The following is a 22,456-nucleotide window of genomic DNA, read 5'->3' as shown; positions in this document are numbered from 1 at the left end:
TAAATTTCACTTTGTCGGTAAAAATAGTAATAATCTTTTTGATGTTCGTTTTTATAACATAAAAGGTTATTTTTACGCTCTCAAAGTGATAAACTATAATCATTGTTTTTAAAAAATGATTGTTTAAAATATAATTTAATGTCAAGAATTTTAACAGGCGTACAAAGCACAGGAACACCACATCTAGGAAATTTATTAGGGGCAATTTTACCTGCCATAGAAATGGCCAATAATCCAGAAAATGAAGCTTTTTTATTTATTGCTGATTTACATTCTTTAACACAAATTAAAGACGGTAAAGTTTTAAGAGAAAATACTTATAGTACTGCAGCTACTTGGTTAGCTTGTGGATTAAATATTGATAAAACTGTTTTTTACAGACAAAGTGATGTGCCACAAACAACAGAATTAACGTGGTATTTAAACTGTTTTTTTCCGTATCAAAGATTAACATTAGCCCATAGTTTTAAAGACAAATCAGATCGATTATCTGATGTAAATTCTGGGTTATTTAACTACCCAATGTTAATGGCTGCTGATATTTTATTGTATGATGCAGAAATAATTCCGGTAGGAAAAGACCAATTGCAACATTTAGAAATGACACGTGATGTTGCCAATAGATTTAACAATATTGTTGGTGATACATTAGTTGTACCAGAAGCAAAAATACAAGAAAACACAAAATTAGTTCCTGGTATTGATGGAGAAAAAATGAGTAAGTCTAGAAATAATATCATTAATATTTTCTTACCCGATAAAAAACTAAGAAAACAAATAATGGGTATTAAAACGGATAGTAAAGGTTTAGAAGAACCTAAAAACCCAGATACTGATAATGTTTTTGGTTTGTATAAATTACTTGCTTCTGACGCTCAAATTAGTGAAATGAGAGCAAATTATGAAGGTGGGAATTATGGTTATGGACATGCAAAACAAGCCTTGTATGAATTAATTTTAGATAAATTTGCAACAGTAAGAGAGCGTTACCATCATTTTATGGAAAACAAACATGAAATTGATAGTGCTTTAGAAATTGGAGCACAAAAAGCGACGGTAGTTGCCAATGATGTTTTACAAAGAGTAAGAGAAAAAATTGGTTATTAAACGATTGTATAATAGGAAAACCACGCAATTTGCGTGGTTTTTTTTTTATTTACTTTTAAAGATTATACTATACCCATTGGCAAATAATACCTCCCATAATTGCTAAAGTTACAACCCAATAACCTGTATGAATGGCTACATATTTAAACGTTTTTTTCTCAAACAATGCTTGGATTCCTATAACAGGCATTATTAAGAAAAAACTAAAAATAACTCCGTGAAAAGCTCCATGCTTAAAAGTTCTAAAACGATCACTATAAGTTGTTACAAAATTTTCGAAATAAGAGAAAGCCTCACCTGTTTGATCATTAAAACCTGGCTCTCCTGCTAATGTAGAATAAACCCCCATTTGATGAATAACCATTGGCATTAAAGCAAATGCAATTAAAAAACTAAGTACAAAACAAATAATAAGCGTTTTAAACATATTTGTGCCTTGTAAAGATTCTTTAGTAAAACCCAATTGATGCATCCAAGCATTTCCAAATAAAGGACCATACCAAATAAAGCCAATAAACATTGGTACTAAAGCTGCAATAAAAAAGATGTAAAAGTTCATTTCCATGATAAAAAAGTTTTTAGTTGTTTACCAAATGTAATCAAAATGAAATGAATCGTTTAATTGTTAGATTGTTACTTTATAGCAGAATGATACTTTTAATTTAAAATTATCTAACCACAAATGCACTAATAAAACGCATAATTATACAATAACAGCAATGGAAAAATAAAAATTTGTGTATTTGTGGCTTTTTTTATTGTAGAGTAATTCTTTACCAATTGTTAATTCTTAAATTAACTATCTTTAAGTTTTAAATTCGCTTCTTTATTGGTCTTTAAAGCTGTATAATCTAATTTCCAACCAATCGTTTCCACTAAGTTTTCCATTAAAATAATGGCTTCTAAGGCTTCTTTGTTTGCCAAATGAATTAAGTTACTATTAGGTATTTTACTTAAAACATGTTCTTTAGCCTCTTTATTTAAGGTAGATAAATCTTGCGTATCAAACTTGTTTAAATACCCATTTTGAATATCATAGAACTTAGTATCTGTTTCAATAGACAATACTTCTGGTAATGGAAATTCTGATAAGATAATTTGTTTGTTTTTTACATCAGAATGCAGTTTAATTTTTCTGAAATCGAAACCAATATGTGCTTTTGCAGTAATTAAAATAATTGCTTTTTTCTTGCTAACAATACTTCCCCAAAATTTTTCTTTTGTGTTTTCATGATGATAAATCTCAGAAAAATCTCCTTCTACAGTAATTAATTTTGAAACTTTTCTAATTTTATCTAACAAAATAACGGATTGTTTTTCTGTTAAGTTTTTCTTCTTTGATAAAGAAAATTTTTGAGATATTAGGTAAGAAATCCCTAAACCAACAATTAATCCTAAAATAATTAATTCCATATTATAAAAATACTGATAAATACATAAACTTATTTTATAACCATCGATTTTGCAATCGCTTCTAATTCAAACAAAAAAGCTCTTTTATTTACAGAAGGTGCGTACGTAAATCCTTCAAAAACAATGAGTCTATTATTTTTTTTATCTACCACTGTATAGTTTAAAAATGGTCCAGCCATAAAATCGTTTTTCACTTCCCATTTTCCACGAGTTTCATAAGCTTTTTTTCCATCAATAGTTACATCAAAAGTAAAAGGCATGTATGCTTCTTCTGTAATCATGTACATGGTTTCTGGGTCTGAACCAGGAATGTACTTTTTACCTATTCTATTTCTAACAGCAACAATACTGTCTAAAACCTGGGTTTCATCTTCTAAAGGAACTGAATATACCAATATATTATTGCTTCCTGTTTTTGCAATTCCACTTGTTAAATGATGACGTAACCACAAGAATTCTCCTGTGTCATCAACTTTATTAAATTTATCATGAATGGTTAAAGAAACTCCTAAATTTTGCAGTGTTTTAAATTGAGAATCATCTAATTTGGTTTTTGCGAATACGTTTTGCGTCATACTAATATCTGACGCTATAAACGTTTTTATAATTTCTTTTTCGTGCTTTTTAAACAATTTTACAACAGCGTCATTATCTTTAGCATACACATAAATTATGGTTTGTGGCTGTGCATATACATTGTTTTTTACAAAGAATTGTTCTTTATCAGCAACACCAATTATTAGCACATTTCTACTTACTTTCATCATATTTCCAAATCCATTTGGAGCAATTTGAGAAACTGATAAAATAGGTTCTGATTGTGGCAAACCAACCATAATTTCTCCGAAAGAATTTCTTATTTCTTTACCTATATTACCATTCCAATCACTTGACTTGGCAACAACCATTACCTTATTTATTTTACCCATAGAATCACGCAAAACAAATTTATCATTTCCAACACAAGATGTTAGTAAAACGATAAATACAAATAAGATGTATAATTTTTTCATAAATTTTAGTTTTGTTAGTTTTAAATTTGGACTTTGATTTTAGTTCTATACCAAATATTATTCCGTTTTTTTAGTTTGATGAAATAAATATAACAAAAAGAAATACGCTCAATAAAAATTTCTTTTTTAAGTTTAGCCAAAGCCTTTTATCTAGCTATTTTTTTGGATACACAGTTAATCTTTGCCCTATTTTTAAACTATTACTCTTTAGTCTATTCCAGCGTTTTAAATCACTAACACGTACTCCATACCTATTAGCAATTTTCCCTAAAAAATCTCCACTTTTTACTTTGTAACGAATACTACTATCCATTTCAAAATATTTAGGTAATGGTTTTTCTCTTTGGGCATCATCAAAATCTGCCAAAGCATAAATTTCTTTTTCTTTATCTAAAAACTCAACAATTTTATTACTTGGCAATCTAACAGTATAATTTCTATCTTTAACAAACGGAATAATAGCTAACTTATAAGAAGGGTTTAAGTTTGATAAAATTTCTTCATCAATATTCAGTTTTTCTGAAATCTGACCTAAACTTATCGTTCTTTTTATATGAATTGTATCTGTTTGAAAATTATAAAACTCAGGTACTTCAGCATAAATATTGTGATCTGCTGCATGCTTAAAAATATACATAGTTGCATAAAATGCAGGTACATAACTTGCTGTTTCTCTTGGTAAATAAGGCCTTATATTCCAATAATTTTTATAACCTCCAGATCTTTTTATTGCTTTTCTAACATTTCCTGGACCAGAATTATAAGCTGCCAAAGCTAAATCCCAATCGCCAAAAACAGCAAATAACTGACTTAAATATTTACATGCTGCAATGGTTGCTTTTACAGGATCTTGACGTTCATCTACATAAGAACTGACTTTTAAGCCAAACTCTATTCCTGTTCCATACATAAATTGCCAAATACCTGTTGCTCCTACTCCAGATTTTACTTTTGGTCTTAAAGCAGATTCTACAATTGCTAAATACTTCATTTCTAAAGGTATATCATATTGATCTAAATATTGCTCAAACATTGGAAAATAGTACTTAGCTTTTGCCATTAATGCAGGATAATATCTTTTTCGATGTGATAAATAACTATTAATAACTTGCTCTAAAGTAGGATTGTATGCTAAATTAAATGGGGTCGTTTTATTTAAATTAGCAAGTCGAAACTTTAATAAATCAGTTGTTAAAACCGTTATTACTTCACCTATAATATCTTTATCATTAATTACATACTCAAATGAATCTACCAAAGACGAGCTAAACTTATTTTCTATAAGTAAACTGTCTAAAATATTTAAATCGTTATCAGAATAAAGTGTAGGTTTAACAGGCTGTATTATCGAATCTTTTACAATCGACAATGTATCTAATTTAACCGTTTCTATTAAAGAATCTTTGTCAATTAATAACGTATCTCTTTTAATATTTAAAATGCTGTCTTTTTTTTCTTGAGAAAAAATAGTAGTGCTTAAAAGCAGAAATATGAATATTTTTTTCATTTAAACAGCTAACTCTACAACAATTGGACAATGGTCTGAATGTTTTGCTTCTGGCAAAATATAGGCTCTTGTAATTTTTTCTTTTAATGGTTCTGAAACCATGGCATAATCTAAACGCCAACCTTTATTATTTGCCCTAGAATTTGCTCTATAACTCCACCAAGAATATTCTTGTTTCTCTTGATTTAAAAAGCGAAAACTATCTATAAATCCGTTATTTATAAATTCTCCAATCCAAGTTCTTTCTTCTGGTAAAAAACCAGAAACTCCTTTCATTTTAGGGTTGTGAATATCAATGGCTTCATGGCAAATATTATAATCACCACAAATAACTAAATTAGGTAGTTCTTGTTTTAAATTATTGATGTACTCTTGAAATTGATCCATAAATTTAAACTTAAAATCTAACCTTTCAGAATTTGTACCAGAAGGTAAATACAAGCTCATTATAGAAACATCATCAAAATCTACACGTAAATTTCTACCTTCAAAATCCATCGATTCTATACCTGTGCCATATTCAATATGGTTTGGTTTTTGCCTACATAAAATAGCCACAGAAGAATAGCCTTTTTTTTGTGCAGAAAACCAATAATGATATGGATACCCAGCATTTTCAAATGCTGTAAGATCTAATTGCTCTTTATGTGCTTTGGTTTCTTGTATGCAAATTACATCTGGTTTTGCAGCTTCTAACCATTCTAAAAAACCTTTTTTTAATGCGGCTCTAATGCCATTTACATTGTATGATATTATTTTCATGTTGTATAAATTTCTCTTAATTTTCGTCTCATTACTTTGTTAGATGCTGTTCTTGGCAAACTAACAATTTTTACTAATTCTGAAACTTTAAATAAAGGATTCAATTCTTTTTTAATGATTTGTTTTGCTTTTTGTAATCGATCTATTTCTTGATTATTTTCTGTGTTTTCAACATAAAAAACAACCAATTTATTGGGACCTCCTTCTTTTGGAGCAACTCCAATTGCAGCAGATTCTTTAACAAAAGTAAGTTGTTGAACTATTTCTTCTATTTGAGTGGCACTCACTTTTATTCCTCCCAAATTTAAAGCATCATCTACTCGCCCTAAAACTTTAAAATACCCATTTTTAAGTTGATGAACCTCATCTCCATGACGTCTTAATTTCATCTTGAATTTTGGTGTATTTTCGTAATATTCTTTACGATGATTTTTATTTAACAATACTGTAGACAATCCCATTATTGGGGGAATGATAAAAACTTCTCCTTTATTAGATTCTTCTCCATTTTCATCTAAAACAACAAAATCTCCACCCAAAACTTTTGATGAAAAAGTACTTGGCCTATTTTCTTGTACAACTGTACTTGTAATATAACCTCCTCCAATTTCTGTACCTCCACAATATTCTATAATTGGTTTATTATTTGCCAGATTCATTAAATATTTCATTTCTGTTGGGTTAGAAACTTCGCCAGTAGAACTAAAACACTGAATAGAATTCCAATTAAATTGCTCCATTATTTTAGTGTTTTCCCATTGTTTCACAATACTTGGCACAATACCTAACATGGTAACTTTTGCGTTTTGTACAAATTCTCCAAAACCAGCTATTAATGGCGAATCGTAATACAATGCAATTGTAGCTTTGTTGATTAAAGATGCAAATACAAGCCAAGGTCCCATCATCCAACCTAAGTTTGTTGGCCAACAAACTACATCATTTTGCTGAATATTATGATGATAATACCCATCTGAAGCAGCTTTAATTGGTGTTGTATGATTCCAAGGAATCGCTTTTGGAACGCCAGTTGTACCTGATGAAAATAAAATGGTTGTAATTTCTTCTGGAGCTAGTTTTACTGAATTAAAATTGGTATTAGTTGATAAAAAATGACTCCAAAAAACATCGTTTTTTCTTAAAGAAATTTTATCCTCTTTAAAACTAACTACAACTATTTTCTCTGGATTTGTTTCTGATACTTTAGCATAAAGTGGTATTATTTTATCGCCTCTTTCTAAAACATCTTGTGTAAAAACCAATTTTGGTTTGGTAATTTTAAATCTTACTGCTATTTCTTTTGATGAAAAACTATCTACAACTGTGGCTACATTTATTCCTGCTTTTATAGCAGCTAAATAAATGGCAACTGCTTCTAGCGTCATTGGTAAGTTTATAGCAATTGTATTTCCTTTTTTAAGATTGAAATCAGTAAAACTATTGGCAATTCTGTTTACTAAATGTAATAATTCTTGCTGACTTACCTTTTGAATTGCTTTATTTGATTTTTGAAAAACAAGTACAGTAGCATTTTTATCATTCTGAAAACAAGAATCTACAATATTTAGTTTTGCTCCATAAAGCCATTTTGCATTTTCTACTCCATCATCAATATTTAAAATATTAGATGCCTCTTTTTCTTGCAGAATATTAAGGTTTTTAATGGTTTCTTTCCAAAAATCAGCTTTATTTTCTACTGTCCATTTCCAAAAATCATTATAATTGGTAAAAGAATGCTTTTGCATCATTTTACCAATATTAGAAGTATGTATAATTTCTTTTGTAGGACTCCAAGTCATCATTATTTTTTTAGACCTAAAAATCTGTATCTTCTTCTATAATTTCATCTTTTTCATCTGATGATTTATTATTACAATCAATTCTAATAGATAAATTGTCTGGCTTATCAAAATCTTTTTGACTAACATTTAAAGTTTTATCTGCATAACATTTCTGCATATATAATGCCCAAGAAGGCAATGACATTGTAGCTCCCTGTCCTTTAGAAATCCCTGCAAAATGGGTTGCTCTATCCTCTCCTCCAGTCCAAACACCTGTTGCTAAATTAGGTACAATACCCATAAACCATCCATCAGATTGATTTTGAGTTGTACCTGTTTTACCAGCAATTGGGTTGGTAAATTTATAAGGATGCCCAGTTATATAAGATGCTTTTTTCCAGGTAGTTTTTAAACGAACTCCAGAACCAGATTGCACCACACCTTTTAATAAATCTAAAACTACATAAGCAGACTCTTCACTTAAAACTTCTTTTGTTTCTGGTGTAAACTCCTGTAAAACAGTCCCGTTTTTGTCTTCTATTCTTGTTAAAATCATTGGAGAAACACGCAAACCTTTGTTTGCAAACGTAGCATAAGCACTTACCATTTCTAATAAAGACAAATCTATGGCACCTAATGCAATGGATGGATTTGCTTGTACATCACTTTCAATTCCAGAAGATTTTGCCAAACGAGCTACGTTTTCTGGCCCCACCATATCTATTAATCTTGCAGACATTGTATTTACAGAACCTGCTAAACCATCTTTTAAATTTAACATTCCTCCATACTTCTTATCAGAGTTTTCTGGAGTCCACTCTTCTGGTATGCCATATTTTCCTTTAGGAATTGTGTATGGAATATTTGGAAACTCATCACATGGAGATAATTTTAATTGATTAATTGCTGCTGCATACACAAATGGCTTAAAAGTAGAACCCACTTGTCTTTTCTGTTGTGCAACTGCATCATATTTAAAATGTTTATTATCAATACCTCCTACCCAAGCTTTTATATGACCAGATTGTGGTTCTATGGATAATAAGCCAGAACGTAAAAAATATTTATAGTATTTAATGGAATCATTAGGCGATAAAATGGTGTCTTTAATTCCTTTCCAAGAAAAAACACTCATTTTAGTTTTTGTATTGAAAACCTTGTCTATGTATTTTTTAGATTTTCCGTATTTTTTTAATCGTTTATATCTGTCAGAATTTTTCTTAGCTCTTTCTATAATTCCATTGATTTGAGCTGTTTCGATATCATAAAAAGGAGCTGTTTTGTTATTTTTTTGCTCCTTAAAAAAGTACGATTGCAAATTAGACATATGCTCTTCAATAGCTTCTTCTGCATATTTTTGCATTCTAGAATCTATGGTTACATATATTTTTAAACCATCTCTAAAAATATTGTATTCTTCTCCGTTTGGCTTTGGATTTTTCTGAACCCATTTTCTAAGCATTTTTTGTAAATGAGATCTAAAATAAGTGGCAGAACCATCACTATGCCCTTCTTTATTAATATTTAAACCTAAATCTAATTTTTGTAATGAATCTTTTTGTTTTAAACTGATAAACTCACTTCTGTTCATTTGTTTCAAGACAACATTTCTACGTTGTTTTACTCTTTCAGCCCTTCTTAAAGGATTAAATAATGATGAGTTTTTTAACATTCCAACCAACATTGCAGATTCCTCTACATAAAGTTCTTTAGGTTCTTTTCCAAAATAAATACGTGCAGCAGAACGAATACCAACTGCTTGATTTAGAAAATCGTATTTATTTAAATACATTGTTAAGATTTCATTCTTGGTATATTGTCTTTCTAACTTTGTGGCAACTACCCATTCTTTTAGTTTTTGACCGACTCTTAAAAAAATATTTCTAGAAGCTTTCCCTGTAAACAACATTTTTGCTAATTGTTGTGTAATTGTACTTGCTCCACCACTTCCAGGTTTTAGAATTGCTCTTGCAGTGCCTTTAAAATCAATACCAGAATGGTCATAAAAACGTTCATCTTCAGTGGCTACTAGAGCTTTTATAATATTATCTGGCAAGTCTTTAAACTTAATTGGTGTTCTATTTTCTGTTGCATATTTCCCCAACGTCTTACCATCTGAAGAAATAACTTCTGTTGCTAAGTTGTTCTCAGGATTTTCTAATTCTTCAAAAGTTGGCAACTTTCCTAACCATCCCCAAGAAGCAATTAAAAACAATAGTAATATAAATGCAAATCCCCCAAGGATAATTGCCCAAAACCATTTAATGTATTTTTTAAAATTCGTCGTTTTCTTTTTTGTCATCATAAAAAACTGTTTTTCAACATTGTTGAAATTTTATTATTTTTCTTTTAAAATTAAGGAACTCCTCTAATTTTCTATACTTAACCCAACATCTTGAATTCCTTTTAAAAATTCTATTTGTTCAATCGCTCCGTTTTTACGCATTGCATGACGAACACTTAAGGTATATTTACCAGAAATTGGAAATGCCTTTTTTTCTTTATAAAACAATTTATTTTCCTTTATTTCTGTAAAACCTTCTCCTAAAAACCTGCCTGTTTTATCTGCCATTTCATACTGTAATGTATCAACAACAAGCGTTTCATCAGGAAAACTAAGTTCAGTAATTATATACAAGTTACTAAAAGCATAAGCACTATTGTTTCTAATATTGACAAATAAATTTTTAGGAGAAATGGTATCTTTTACATCAAACTCAAACAATACCTTTTCATTTGCTTTCCAACCTTTTTGTTGGATGGATTTATAGGTATTAAAATCAATGCTATCATTACAAGAAAACATCAAAAAAAACGCTGCTACAACAACCAAAAAAGAACTATTTTTCTGATTTATTTTCATTTTTAGCGTTGTTATTTGGGTTATTATTTTTACGATTTCTATTGTTTCTTCTTGGCTTATTTGCCTTTTTAGGATTACCTTCTTGGTTATTTAAAGTTCCTTGAGGTTTAGATTTAGATTGTGGTCTTGGTTTCTGATTTGGGTTTTGATTGACCTTTGGCTTTTGGTTTGGATTCTGATTTGGGTTTACCTGCTTTTTACCCTGAGGTTTTCTTTTTTGATTTGGATTTTGCTTCGCTTTTGGTTTGTTACTATTGTTGTTATTGTTAGCAACTGCTCCAACAGGTTTTTTCTTATGCTTATTCTTATTTCTATTATTTCGTTTACGATTGTTTGTTTTAGGTACATCAAAACGTGTTAAACTATCCTGACCAACTGCATCTTCAAAGTCTACTTTTTCAATAATTTCAACATCTGCTTCATACTCTTCTAAAGAAATAGATTTTTTATTATTTTTGTTAAGAGCTACAATTTCTAAAACTTGTTCTAAAGTTAATCTAAACCATTTAAAACGCTCTTCTTTATAAGTATACCAAAGATGTTCTTTAAAAATATCCATCTTTACAAAAACAGCATCTCCTTTTTCAGTTTTTAAAACCAAATCTTGTTTAGGAAACGACTTTAAGGCGTCTAAGTATGTATCAAGTTCAAAATTTAAGCAGCATTTTAACTTACCACATTGTCCTGCTAACTTTAACGGGTTTAGTGATAATTGTTGATAACGAGCAGCAGAAGTTGTTACTTTTCTAAAATCTGTTAACCAAGTAGAACAACACAATTCTCTACCACAAGAACCAACACCACCTAAACGTGCTGCTTCTTGCCTAGCACCTACTTGTTTCATTTCTACGCGAATAGAAAAAGCACCTGCCAAATCTCTAATTAATTGTCTAAAATCTACTCTTGTTTCTGCTGTATAGTAAAAAGTCGCTTTGTTGCCATCTCCTTGATATTCTACATCAGAAAGTTTCATTTTTAAACCTAAACGACCTAAAATTTCTCTTCCTTTTCTTTGAGTTTCTTCTTCTTTGGCTCTAGATTGTTGCCAAATATCAATATCTCTTTGGCTTGCTTTTCTATAAATTTTCTTTACATCATCATCTGCAGTAATTTTGCGTTTTTTCATTTGCACTTTTACCAATTCACCAGCTAAAGAAACTGTACCAATATCATGCCCTGGAGAACCTTCTGTGGCTACAATATCTCCCATAGTAATGGGTAAATTATCTGGGTTTTTGTAAAAATGCTTTCTTCCGTTTTTAAAACGGACTTCAAAAATATTGAATCTTTCTTGTCCTGAAGGTAATGTCATATTAGACAACCAATCAAAAACAGCTAGTTTATTACTACCACTTCCACAAGTGCCACTCCCACAATTACCGTTACTTTTACATCCCTTTGGTACTCCATCTTCTGTTGTACCACAACTTCCACATGCCATATATATCTAGTCTTTAGTTTTTAGACTTTAGTTGTTTATAAAACAGACCAAAACCTAAACCTAAAGGTTTTTTAAAAATTGATATTCAATTATTTACAATAAAAATATTATTTATTGCTTAATCAGTAAATATATGAAATCTCGATGAAACTTAAAAGGCTAATTTTTTACAAAAAAAAGACCTCAAAATTGAAGTCTTTATCTTTATAATTACTTTTATCTAAATAAATTCAAAAAAAACCTTCGCCCTAAACTAATTCTTCTATTTTTTCGTCACAACTTTACTTTCTTTCAATTCATTGATAGATTTTAGTAAAATTTTCCATTTTCAACAGAAAGTAAATAATTTGTTTCTTTTTCTGATAAAGAACTCTTAATATCAATATTTTTCATGATTTTATTTCTTAAACTTTAAAACTTCACTTCTACCCTTTTTGAAGATTTTATTGCTATTTCCTTTTCCTTTTCTAAGTTCTTTTTGTTTCTCAAAGGGCAATTGAATTATTTCTTTACAATCAGTAGAACAGGTATTCTCCATCGTTTCAGAACATGCATCACATTGAATAAACAACAAGTGGCAAGCTTCATTAGCACAATTAGTATGAGTATCACAAGCTTTACCACATTGATGACAATTAGCAACAACATCATCTGTAATTTTTTCTGCTCTTCTGTGATCAAAAACAAAATTTTTACCTATAAATTTATTTTCAACCCCTTGATCTTTTACTTGACGTGTATATTCTATAATGCCACCTTCTAATTGAAAAACATTTTTAAAACCTTTGTGTTTGTAATAAGCAGATGCTTTTTCACAACGAATTCCACCTGTACAATACATCAATAAATTTTTATCTTCTTTGTTATCTTTTAAATCTTCTTCAATAATATCTAAAGAATCTCTAAAAGTATCAACATCTGGCGTTACTGCTCCCTCAAAATGACCAATTTCGCTTTCGTAATGGTTACGCATATCGACACAAACTGTGTTTGGATTTGCTAACATTTCATTAAATTCTTTTGCGTTTAAATGTACCCCTTTGTTAGTTACATCAAAAGTGTTATCATTTAAACCATCGGCAACAATTTTGTCTCGTACTTTTACTTTTAGCTTTAAAAACGACTTATTATCTTGTTCTACAGCAATATTTAAACGAATATCTTTTAAAAAAGAAATACTATCTAATTGATCTTTTAAGGCATAAAAATTTTCAGACGGAACAGATAATTGAGCATTTATGCCTTCAAAAGAAACATAAATTCTTCCTAAAACATCAAGTTCGTTCCATTCTAAAAATAATTTATCTCTAAATAATTGTGGGTTTTCTATCTTGTAATATTGATAAAAAGAAATTGTTAAGCGGTCTTTGCCAGCTTCGTCTATTAATGCAGCACGTTCTATGGCGCTTAATTTATTGTACAGTTGCATGCTATACTTTTTAAATTTAACGTTATTTTTTTACTGAAAATATTTCAGTTTTACTCTTTCTATTACCATAAAATGATAGTAATTCTGCAAAACTAATCATTTTCTAAAGAAAATTTAAATAAGACAATATTTTTTTACTCTTCTGAAAATCAAGAACTAAATAACTATATCGTTTTCTTAATTATTTTTTAAAACCTAATATTTATCATATTTTAAAATTTATTTCAAACCTAAATTTGTGATATCACTGAGAAATACATAAAAAACTTAAAATATTACTATCATGGAAGTACAAGAAATTATCTTAGAAAAACCAGAGAGAATCGAATTTAATAAAGGGGTTTGGAATACCTCTATTAATGTTAGAGATTTTGTTTTGCAAAACATTGTTTCTTATTATGGAGACGATACATTTTTAGTAGGTATCAGTAAAAAAACTGAAAAACTTTGGGAAGCTTGTAAAAAACAAACTGAAATTGAAAGAAAAAATGGAGGAGTTCATTCTGTAGATACAGAAACGATTTCTGGAATTTCTAATTTTGAAGCGGGTTACATTGATAAAGAAAACGAAGTTATTGTTGGCTTACAAACAGACACACTTTTAAAAAGAGCCATGAAACCTTTTGGAGGTTACAAAGTGGTACAAAAGGCTTTACAAGAACAAGGTTTAAAACCAAGTGAAGACATAAATACACTTTTTACAAAATATGTAAAAACACATAACGATGGTGTTTTCTCTGCATATAACGCTGAAATTAAAAAATTTCGTTCCTTAGGATTTTTAACTGGCTTGCCAGATAATTATGCTCGTGGTAGAATTATAGGAGATTATAGACGTATTGCTTTGTACGGAATTGACCAATTAATTGCCGTTAAAAAATACGATTTAGCACATATTGAAGGACCAATGACAGATGCTGTTATTCGTTTAAGAGAAGAAGTTGCTGAACAAATTAAAGCATTAAAAGACATGATTGTAATGGGAAACCATTATAATTTAGAATTAAATAGACCTGCAGAAACTGCACAAGAAGCAGTACAATGGACCTACATGGCTTATTTAGCTGCCGTAAAAGAACAAGATGGTGCTGCAATGTCTCTAGGGAATGTGTCTACATTTTTAGATATTTATATAGAACGAGATTTAAAAAGCGGTTTTATTACAGAAGAGGAAGCACAAGAATTCATCGATCAATTTGTAATGAAATTAAGAATGGTTCGTCATTTAAGAATGGCTGCTTATGATGATATTTTTGCTGGAGACCCAACTTGGGTAACAGAAGCAATTGGTGGTATGTTAAACGATGGTAGAACTAAAGTAACAAAAACTGCCTACCGTTTCTTACACACTTTATACAACTTAGGTCCATCACCAGAACCAAATATTACAGTTTTATGGTCGCCAAAATTACCAGAAAATTTTAGAAAATTTTGTTCTAAAGTAGCCATTGATACTTCGTCTATTCAGTTTGAAAATGATGATTTAATGAGAACTTTAAGGGGTTCTGATGATTATGGAATTGCTTGTTGTGTTTCTTACCAAGAAATAGGGAAACAAATTCAGTTTTTCGGAGCAAGAACCAACTTAGCTAAAACGTTATTATTAGCAATTAATGGTGGTAAATGTGAAATTACAGGAACTCAAATGGTTGATGGAATTGAAGCTGACAACAGTGAATACTTAGATTTCGACAAAGTAATGGCAAACTATAAAATTGCCATGAAACAAGTAGCAAAGGTTTATAATGATGCTATGAATATTATTCATTACATGCACGATAAATACTATTACGAAAAAGCTCAAATGGCTTTAATTGATACCAACCCAGATATTAATATTGCTTATGGTATTGCAGGTTTATCAATCTTAGCAGATTCATTATCAGCAATTAAATATGCAAAAGTAAAACCTATTAGAAATGAAGCAGGTTTAACGGTAGATTTTAAAATTGAAGGAGAATTTCCTAAATATGGTAATGATGATGACAGTGTAGATATTTTTGCACACAATGGTGTAGAAGACTTTAATAATGAATTGAAAAAGTTAAAAGTTTATAAAGATGCAACACCAACCATGTCTGTTTTAACCATTACATCAAATGTAGTTTATGGTAAAAAAACAGGTGCAACGCCAGATGGTAGAGCTTTAGGTGTTCCTTTTGCTCCTGGTGCAAACCCAATGCATGGTAGAGATACAAATGGTGCAATTGCTTCATTAAACTCAGTAGCTAAAATTGATTATAAAGATTCTCAAGACGGAATTTCGAATACATTTTCTATTGTTCCAAAATCTTTAGGAGCTACAGAAGAAGAAAGAATAGACAATTTAGCAGCAACTTTAACAGGATATTTTGAGCATGGTGCACAACACCTTAATGTAAATGTATTCGACAGAGAAACTTTAATTGATGCAATGGAGCACCCAGAAAACCACCCCCAATTAACAATACGTGTTTCTGGATACGCAGTTAATTTTATTCGATTAACTAAAGAACAACAAATGGAAGTGATTTCTCGTTCGTTCCACCAATCTATGTAGTGTTTTTTTTATGTATTGATAAGGGATTCTTCTCTTAAAATGTAGCTTTTCCCCCTAATTATTAAAGCCTCATTTTATTTTGAATCCCTTTTTTTATTCAACTAAATTTATTCGTTATCAAAACTTCAGAAAATATTTTAAACGTACATTCCATAGAATCTTTTGGCACGCACGATGGCCCTGGAATTAGAATGGTTATTTTTTTACAAGGCTGTAAATTAAAATGCCAATACTGCCATAACCCAGATACAATTGATACTCATGGAGGAGAAGAACATCAAGTAGAAGACTTGGTACAAAGAGCCCTAAAAATGAAATCTTACTTTGGCGAAAAAGGTGGTGTAACTGTTTCTGGTGGCGAACCTGTTTTACAAGCTCACAATCTTGTTCCTTTTTTTAAACGATTAAAAGAAGAAGGCATTCACACCAATTTAGATACTAATGGTCGTGTTTTAAACCATCCTGTTGTTGAATTGTTAGATAATTATACAGATTTAGTGATGTTAGATATTAAACACATGACAGAAGAAGGTTTTCAAAAAATAACTGGCGTAAAAAATAAAGAAACAACGTTTAATTTTGCTAAACACAGAGAAAAGTCTGGTAAAAAAATGTGGTTGCGTTATGTATTGATTCCTGATATTACAAACACACCAGAACTACTGCATCAATTAGGTAATTATTTTAAAGATTATAAAACTATAGAACAAATAGAGTTGCAACCCTACCATAAATTAGGCATTCATAAATGGGATGCTTTAGGTTGGGAATATAAATTGAAAGATGCTAGAGAAAACACAAAAGAAGAGCTGCAACAAGCAGCTGATATTTTAAGTACCTATTTTAAAAAAGTAAAAATCAATTAAAACAATTCACTCTAAATTTTCTCAACAAAGTTCAATCCATTCAATTTCACGACTGAAATATAATAACGCATGAAAACTTACAAAGAAGCACACAAACCGGCTTCAGAATTTAAAAGTCGGTCTGAATATTTAGAACACGAGTTACAAATAATGAAACCAAGAAGGTATAAACTAAACCTACCTGGTAGAGATTTTAAATTTGAATGGGAAGATTTAGTGCCAGCACTTGCAGGTACACTTGGTATTATTGCCATGTATTCTTCTGTGATGATGGCTTGGGCAGAAGGCTTAACAGCAACTTGGGATCATATAACACTTGGTAAGGATTTTGCCATAGAAGTATCTAGAGTAGAAATGATTATTCCTGCTTTTTTGTTTGTTATTTTGGCTTCTGGTTTTTTTAATCCGAGAGCAAATTTAGCAGGCAATCATGGACCAATGATTCCTTTGATTGCGAGTATTGCTTTAGCAGGTGCACACCCTTTAGCATTGGCTATTTTAATTGGACTATTTGGTTTAATTCTTAGTTTTATTAAAGGAGGATCTCGTTTGGTAAACTTAACCAGTAAAGGAGTTGCTGGAGGTTTACTTATCTTTTTAGGATTTACAGGTGCTTTTAGCCAAATTAAAACCATCCAAAATTGGAGTATGGGTTTAGAATCTTCTACTATAGAAATAGGTTCTATGGGATATCTAGGTTTAATTATTTTAGTAATTACAGTAATACTTTATAGTTATTTAGCAAGAATTGGCAAACGTTGGTTGGCTATACCTGCCTGTGCAATTACCGCTTTATTAATCGCTTTAATTGGTGGTGCTAGTTTTGATCTTCAGTTTACAACCCAAATGGGTTTACCTAATCTAAACCCAGCTTATTGGTGGGGAAGTACAGAAAAAGGTTGGATGCTTGGTTTGCCAAATTCTCAGCATTTTATAGCTTCTTTGCCTTTTGCCATTTTAGCAGTAGCAATGTGGTCTCCAGACTTTTTAGGACATCGAATTTTTCAAGAAATGAATTATCCTAAAAAAACAGAAAAAGTTTTAATGGATGTTGATGATACGATGACCATGTGTTCTATAAGACAAATGGTGGGTACAGCAGTTGGAGGAGGAAATATTACTTCCTCTTGGGGAACTTATATGATTCCTGCTGCAATTGCAAAACGTCCAATTCCTGCAGGGGCAATTCTGTTAGGACTTATGGTTATGGCTGTTGCCATTTTAGGCAGTCCAATGGATGTTGCTGTTTGGCCTCCTGTAAGATCTATTGCATTATTAGTTGGTGTTTTTTTACCTATGGTAGAAGCAGGAATTCAAATGGTGAAAGAAAGTGCCTGTGCACAGGCTGCAGGAATCTGTATTTTTATGGCCATGGTTACAAACCCTGTATTGGCTTGGGCATTGGCCATGTTTTTAGATAATAATGGTTTCATTGGAGACAAAGCAAGAGCTAAAAAGTTATCTATGGTAGATCGATTTATTATACCTTTAAGTATACTCATAATTTGTATTGCTGCTGTACTTACAGTTGGTATGTTAAAAGGCAGTTATGGTATTAATGCTTTCTTGTAACAAAAAGGGTCTATTAAATAAAATTCACTTAAAAAAAACAAATAGCTGGCAAACAAGTTGTAGCCCAGATTGAAACGGCATCCTTTTTTCTTTTTCAGAAAAAAGATATAGTGGAAAGCTGGAAATAGCTCCAAAAAAACAAATCAGATTGCTTGGTTATAGACAATGCCAATAAAGTTTAAATTTAAACATTAGAAAAATTGTTGCTTTAATTTTAAACTTTAAGTTATTTATAAGGTTTTGAGTAATTTAAATCATTATAATTTTTAAGATATTTGCATTTCAATAAATTAAATGTATTAGCGATGAAAATAGCTGTAGTAGGTGCAACTGGAATGGTAGGCACAGTAATGTTAAAAGTATTAGAAGAACGTAATTTACCAATAACGGAATTTATTCCTGTAGCATCAGAAAGATCTGCTGGTAAAAAATTATCATATAAAGGAAAGGATTATACCATAGTAACTTTGGCTGATGCTGTAAAAATGGCACCTGATGTTGCTTTATTTTCTGCTGGTGGAGATACTTCTTTAGAATGGGCTCCTAAATTTGCAGCTGTAGGTACAACTGTGATTGATAATTCTTCTGCCTGGAGAATGGATCCAACTAAAAAATTGGTTGTGCCAGAAATTAATGGAGATGTTTTAACAAAAGAGGATAAAATTATTGCAAACCCAAACTGTTCTACAATACAGTTAGTAGCTGCTTTATCTCCGTTGCATTTAAAATATAAAATGAAACGTGTGGTAATTTCTACCTATCAATCTGTTTCTGGTACAGGTGTAAAAGCTGTACAACAATTAGATAATGAAGAAGCTGGTATTGAAGGCGAAATGGTATATCCGCATAAAATTGGTAGAAATGCTTTGCCTCATTGTGATGTTTTCTTAGAAAATGGCTACACCAAAGAGGAAATGAAATTAGTAAAAGAACCAAAGAAAATTTTAAGAGACGATTCTTTTTCTGTAACAGCAACTGCTGTTAGAATTCCTACTGCTGGAGGTCATTCTGAAGCTGTAAATGTTCAATTTGAAAACGATTTTGATTTGGCAGAAGTTCGTGCTATTTTAGAAGCAACTCCTGGTGTAATTGTAGAAGATGACTTGGCAAATAACGTATATCCAATGCCAATTAATGCCCATGATAAAGATGAAGTATTTGTTGGACGTATTAGAAGAGATGAATCTCAAGAAAATACCTTAAATTTGTGGATTGTTGCAGACAACCTACGTAAAGGTGCAGCTACAAACACAGTTCAAATAGCCGAATATTTAATTGCAAATAATTTGGTATAAAAATAAACAATTTTAATGGCAACATTTCATAAAGTAAACATACAAGAAGTAATTAGAGAAACCGCAAATGCGGTTTCTCTTGTGTTTAAAATACCCGGTAATTTAAAAGCAAAATTTGCTTTTCATGCAGGTCAATATTTAACCTTAAAAAAAACAATTAATGGTAAAGAGGTTAGAAGAGCCTACTCTATTTGTTCCTCTCCTACTGATAATCACTTAAAAGTAGCTGTTAAAGCTGTAGAAAACGGTACTTTTTCTACCTACGCAACTTCCGAGTTAAAAGAAGGTAATTTTATAGAAATTGCAGAACCAGAAGGCAACTTTTTATTAGAACCTAAACCTAATAAAAATTACATTGGGTTTGCTGCTGGATCTGGTATTACACCTGTTTTATCTATGATTAAAGATGTTTTAAAAAACGAATCTTCTGCAACTTTTACTCTAATTTATGGTAACAAAACAGCTGTAGATACTATTTTTAAAAACGAATTAGATGCTTTAAAAGAAGCAAATCCTACCAGATTTAACCTACATTATATTTTTAGTAGAGAACAACAAGAAGACACTTTATTTGGTAGAATAGACCAAGCACATACCAATTTTTACCTCAATAATTATAAAGACACTACTTTTGATAGTGCTTATTTATGTGGCCCAGAAGAAATGATTAACGAAGTTTCTGCAACCTTAAAAGAACGTGGTTTTGCAGAAGAAAATATTCATTTTGAATTATTTACAGTTTCTGTAGATGAACAAGCTGTCTCTGAAATAAAAGAAGGCTTTACCGAAATTACTGTTTTGTTAGACGATGAAGAAACTACTTTTACCATGCAACAAACAGACAATATTTTGTCTGCAAGTTTACGTAAAGATTTAGACGCTCCTTACTCTTGCCAAGGTGGCGTTTGTAGCTCTTGCATGTGTAAAGTTACTGAAGGAAAGGCTATTATGGTTAAAAACTCTATTTTAACAGATGATGAAATTGATGAAGGTTTGGTTTTAGCTTGTCAGGCTTACCCAACAACTTCTAAAATTTCTATCGATTTTGATGATGTTTAGAAAAAACGTGTAATTATTGAATTGTCCTGCAAGGTTTCCAAAACCTTGTAGGTAAACTACTTTTATTTGGGCGTTTTAACGGGCTTTCCGCTATATCTTTTTGCAGAAAAAGCAAAAAGGATGTCGCTGCAATCCCTAACGCAAGTTTGGTTAATCATAAATATTAGGAAAAAACCACAGCAATTGTCACTTCGAACGCAGAGAGAAGTCACATAACAGTAATCACAAAAGCTTGAGCTTCTTTATGCGATTTCTCCTAAAATCGAAATGACAAACATACTTAAAATAATATTTTATATTCTGTCATTCCTGCGAAGGCATGAATCTAAACGAACTTTCTCAAAACACAATATCTAACCTATAAATGATTTTTTAAATTATTAAGATAATCGTTTAATCTAATATCAATGATGGATTCCTGTCTGCACAGGAATGACAAAATGAATTAAAAAAGAAAGGGAATTAACTCTTTCTTAATCATTTTGCTAACAAAACAATTTCAAAACTCGTAATTGGTAAATAGTAATTAAAGAATTACCTTTATACTATGGATATTTACGACTTTAAAAATGCTTTTTTAATTGGTTTTTTTATGGCTTTTATGATTGGCCCTGTCTTTTTTATGCTTATTCAAATCAGTATTTTAAAAGGGGCAAGAGCAGCAATTGCATTTGATGTTGGTGTCATTTTAGGCGATATTTCTTTTATTTTAATTGCATATTATGGAAGTAGATCTTTGTTAGAACAAATTAAAGACGATCCTCGTTTGTTTTTTATTGGTGGTTTGGTTCTTATTATTTACGGCTTAATTACATATTTTGATAGGCAAAATAAAAAAGAAGCTTTAGAAGACACAAAAACTCTAGAAGTCCCTATAAAAAACAACTATCTAAAACTATTTGTTAAAGGTTATTTCTTAAACTTTATAAACGTTGGTGTTTTAGCTTTTTGGTTAGGTACTGTTTTAGTAATTGGCCCAACTTTAAAAATGGATCAAAAAGCTATATTTTGGTATTTTTCAACCATAATTTTAGGGTATGCTCTTACAGATTTGTGTAAAATACTTTTAGCAAAACAATTAAAAAACAAATTAACACCCTTAGTTATTTATCGCCTAAAAAGAATCATGGGCATTATTTTAATTGTTTGTGGCGTTCTTTTAATGCTAAAAGGTTTTATACCAAATGATAAAATTGAAGATTTAATCAATTAAACAGCAATTTTTAATTAAAAAATTTCCCCTATTATTTTTGGCAATAAGATTCCAATAATAATTATCGAGCAAATTAATGCACTTTTCCTCTTGCCTAATTTAGGAATTTGTCTAATCAAAGAAAATACAGTTACCAATGCTAAAATTTCTATCAATACAGACATTCCTGTCCCAAAAACGACTTCTATTATAGGAAATATTTCACTTTAATTTCTATCTAACTTTAACAATAAATCGCCAGAAGAACCTAATCCATTTAAAAAAGCAAACAGAGCTACATGTAAAAAAACATACTTATCTGTATTTTTAAAAGAATCAATACTTGCAATTAAAATACAAATAGCTAAAGAAAAAATAGTGAGTATAATTAAAAATTTAATAATTTCTAACTTTGTAAAAACATTGCCATAAACAGCTAAAATCATTGCTATTAAATAACTTATAATAATAGTAAAAAGCAACCAAAGCAACTTTTTCCATTGTTTAAAACTAAAAATGATTACTGCAAGAATTAGAAATAATATGTAACTTAAATAAGAAAACTTTAAAACGTGTTTTACACCAATTTTAAAAAAAGTAACTAGCGAATTAAAAGT

18 protein-coding genes are annotated in these 22,456 nt (G+C 30.3%); 7 read left to right on the top strand and 11 right to left on the bottom strand.

Annotated features, from left to right (window positions below):
- Positions 1-138: 138 nt before the first annotated feature.
- A complete protein-coding gene (gene trpS / locus Q0731_RS09225; protein WP_299063035.1) occupies positions 139-1,107 on the top strand; it encodes a tryptophan--tRNA ligase in 969 nt (322 codons plus the stop codon).
- 67 nt (positions 1,108-1,174) lie between these two features.
- Here trpS and Q0731_RS09220 read toward each other — a convergent pair whose 3' ends face one another.
- From Q0731_RS09220 to Q0731_RS09175, 10 genes are all read right to left on the bottom strand, one after another.
- On the bottom strand, positions 1,175-1,672 hold the full coding sequence (locus Q0731_RS09220; RefSeq protein WP_299063031.1) for a DUF1761 domain-containing protein: 498 nt from the start codon (positions 1,670-1,672) through the stop codon (positions 1,175-1,177).
- Positions 1,673-1,902: 230 nt separating this feature from the next.
- A complete protein-coding gene (locus Q0731_RS09215; protein ID WP_299063028.1) occupies positions 1,903-2,520 on the bottom strand; it encodes a DUF4230 domain-containing protein in 618 nt (205 codons plus the stop codon).
- A gap of 29 nt (positions 2,521-2,549) precedes the next feature.
- Positions 2,550-3,533, bottom strand: a complete 984-nt coding sequence (locus tag Q0731_RS09210; RefSeq protein WP_299063026.1) for a DUF4837 family protein — start codon at positions 3,531-3,533, stop codon at positions 2,550-2,552.
- A gap of 154 nt (positions 3,534-3,687) precedes the next feature.
- Positions 3,688-5,040, bottom strand: a complete 1,353-nt coding sequence (locus tag Q0731_RS09205) for a lytic transglycosylase domain-containing protein (protein ID WP_299063023.1) — start codon at positions 5,038-5,040, stop codon at positions 3,688-3,690.
- Positions 5,041-5,802 (bottom strand): exodeoxyribonuclease III, encoded by a 762-nt coding sequence (locus Q0731_RS09200; RefSeq protein ID WP_299063020.1) that lies wholly within the window; start codon positions 5,800-5,802, stop codon positions 5,041-5,043.
- The gene (locus Q0731_RS09195; protein ID WP_299063017.1) at positions 5,799-7,601 is read right to left on the bottom strand and encodes an AMP-binding protein; all 1,803 of its coding nucleotides are present in this window, start codon (positions 7,599-7,601) and stop codon (positions 5,799-5,801) included. Before Q0731_RS09195 ends, Q0731_RS09200 begins: the two co-directional genes overlap by 4 nt.
- 16 nt (positions 7,602-7,617) lie before the next feature.
- Positions 7,618-9,885, bottom strand: coding sequence for a transglycosylase domain-containing protein (locus Q0731_RS09190; RefSeq protein WP_299063014.1), 2,268 nt, complete (start codon positions 9,883-9,885; stop codon positions 7,618-7,620).
- A 66-nt stretch (positions 9,886-9,951) separates the two neighbouring features.
- Complete coding sequence (locus Q0731_RS09185; protein WP_299063012.1) at positions 9,952-10,446, bottom strand: gliding motility lipoprotein GldH; 495 nt, start codon at positions 10,444-10,446, stop codon at positions 9,952-9,954.
- Positions 10,424-11,887, bottom strand: a complete 1,464-nt coding sequence (gene ricT, locus Q0731_RS09180; protein ID WP_299063011.1) for a regulatory iron-sulfur-containing complex subunit RicT — start codon at positions 11,885-11,887, stop codon at positions 10,424-10,426. Before ricT ends, Q0731_RS09185 begins: the two co-directional genes overlap by 23 nt.
- Positions 11,888-12,284: 397 nt before the next feature.
- Positions 12,285-13,316 (bottom strand): rhodanese-related sulfurtransferase, encoded by a 1,032-nt coding sequence (locus Q0731_RS09175; RefSeq protein WP_299063010.1) that lies wholly within the window; start codon positions 13,314-13,316, stop codon positions 12,285-12,287.
- A gap of 283 nt (positions 13,317-13,599) precedes the next feature.
- Here Q0731_RS09175 and pflB point away from each other — a divergent pair, with 283 nt between their 5' ends.
- The 6 genes from pflB (at position 13,600) to Q0731_RS09145 (ending at position 21,860) form a co-directional block, all read left to right on the top strand.
- Positions 13,600-15,855 (top strand): formate C-acetyltransferase, encoded by a 2,256-nt coding sequence (gene pflB / locus Q0731_RS09170; RefSeq protein WP_299063009.1) that lies wholly within the window; start codon positions 13,600-13,602, stop codon positions 15,853-15,855.
- An 83-nt stretch (positions 15,856-15,938) separates the two neighbouring features.
- On the top strand, positions 15,939-16,721 hold the full coding sequence (pflA, locus tag Q0731_RS09165; protein WP_366915409.1) for a pyruvate formate-lyase-activating protein: 783 nt from the start codon (positions 15,939-15,941) through the stop codon (positions 16,719-16,721).
- A gap of 69 nt (positions 16,722-16,790) precedes the next feature.
- Positions 16,791-18,293 (top strand): DUF3360 family protein, encoded by a 1,503-nt coding sequence (locus Q0731_RS09160; RefSeq protein ID WP_299063007.1) that lies wholly within the window; start codon positions 16,791-16,793, stop codon positions 18,291-18,293.
- Positions 18,294-18,598: 305 nt separating this feature from the next.
- A complete protein-coding gene (locus Q0731_RS09155) occupies positions 18,599-19,588 on the top strand; it encodes an aspartate-semialdehyde dehydrogenase (RefSeq protein ID WP_299063004.1) in 990 nt (329 codons plus the stop codon).
- 15 nt (positions 19,589-19,603) lie between these two features.
- Entirely contained in the window at positions 19,604-20,647 is a 1,044-nt protein-coding gene (locus Q0731_RS09150) for a ferredoxin--NADP reductase (RefSeq protein WP_299063002.1), read from the top strand.
- Positions 20,648-21,194: 547 nt separating this feature from the next.
- Positions 21,195-21,860 carry a LysE family transporter gene (locus Q0731_RS09145; RefSeq protein WP_299062999.1) on the top strand — a complete coding sequence of 222 codons (666 nt, stop codon included), beginning with the start codon at positions 21,195-21,197 and terminating at the stop codon, positions 21,858-21,860.
- 206 nt (positions 21,861-22,066) lie between these two features.
- Here the strand turns inward: Q0731_RS09145 and Q0731_RS09140 are convergent, their stop codons facing one another.
- On the bottom strand, positions 22,067-22,426 hold the full coding sequence (locus Q0731_RS09140; RefSeq protein ID WP_299063070.1) for a HupE/UreJ family protein: 360 nt from the start codon (positions 22,424-22,426) through the stop codon (positions 22,067-22,069).
- Positions 22,427-22,456: the final 30 nt, after the last annotated feature.

The sequence above is a fragment of the uncultured Polaribacter sp. genome, assembly GCF_947497695.1.
Taxonomy (GTDB): domain Bacteria; phylum Bacteroidota; class Bacteroidia; order Flavobacteriales; family Flavobacteriaceae; genus Polaribacter.
Note: the sequence above shows the minus strand (reverse complement) of the source record. Positions and strands in the feature narration are given on the sequence as shown.

What these genes read in the sequence shown, in the direction of transcription:
- Q0731_RS09215 (WP_299063028.1), bottom strand. Translation starts at nt 2,520, where the DNA reads ATGGAATTAATTATTTTAGGATTAATTGTTGGTTTAGGGATTTCTTAC.
- Q0731_RS09195 (WP_299063017.1), bottom strand. Translation starts at nt 7,601, where the DNA reads ATGACTTGGAGTCCTACAAAAGAAATTATACATACTTCTAATATTGGT.
- Q0731_RS09205 (WP_299063023.1), bottom strand. Translation starts at nt 5,040, where the DNA reads ATGAAAAAAATATTCATATTTCTGCTTTTAAGCACTACTATTTTTTCT.
- Q0731_RS09190 (WP_299063014.1), bottom strand. Translation starts at nt 9,885, where the DNA reads ATGACAAAAAAGAAAACGACGAATTTTAAAAAATACATTAAATGGTTT.
- Q0731_RS09220 (WP_299063031.1), bottom strand. Translation starts at nt 1,672, where the DNA reads ATGGAAATGAACTTTTACATCTTTTTTATTGCAGCTTTAGTACCAATG.
- Q0731_RS09175 (WP_299063010.1), bottom strand. Translation starts at nt 13,316, where the DNA reads ATGCAACTGTACAATAAATTAAGCGCCATAGAACGTGCTGCATTAATA.
- trpS (WP_299063035.1), top strand. Translation starts at nt 139, where the DNA reads ATGTCAAGAATTTTAACAGGCGTACAAAGCACAGGAACACCACATCTA.
- Q0731_RS09185 (WP_299063012.1), bottom strand. Translation starts at nt 10,446, where the DNA reads ATGAAAATAAATCAGAAAAATAGTTCTTTTTTGGTTGTTGTAGCAGCG.
- Q0731_RS09210 (WP_299063026.1), bottom strand. Translation starts at nt 3,533, where the DNA reads ATGAAAAAATTATACATCTTATTTGTATTTATCGTTTTACTAACATCT.
- Q0731_RS09150 (WP_299063002.1), top strand. Translation starts at nt 19,604, where the DNA reads ATGGCAACATTTCATAAAGTAAACATACAAGAAGTAATTAGAGAAACC.
- Q0731_RS09155 (WP_299063004.1), top strand. Translation starts at nt 18,599, where the DNA reads ATGAAAATAGCTGTAGTAGGTGCAACTGGAATGGTAGGCACAGTAATG.
- Q0731_RS09145 (WP_299062999.1), top strand. Translation starts at nt 21,195, where the DNA reads ATGGATATTTACGACTTTAAAAATGCTTTTTTAATTGGTTTTTTTATG.
- Q0731_RS09160 (WP_299063007.1), top strand. Translation starts at nt 16,791, where the DNA reads ATGAAAACTTACAAAGAAGCACACAAACCGGCTTCAGAATTTAAAAGT.
- ricT (WP_299063011.1), bottom strand. Translation starts at nt 11,887, where the DNA reads ATGGCATGTGGAAGTTGTGGTACAACAGAAGATGGAGTACCAAAGGGA.
- Q0731_RS09200 (WP_299063020.1), bottom strand. Translation starts at nt 5,802, where the DNA reads ATGAAAATAATATCATACAATGTAAATGGCATTAGAGCCGCATTAAAA.
- pflB (WP_299063009.1), top strand. Translation starts at nt 13,600, where the DNA reads ATGGAAGTACAAGAAATTATCTTAGAAAAACCAGAGAGAATCGAATTT.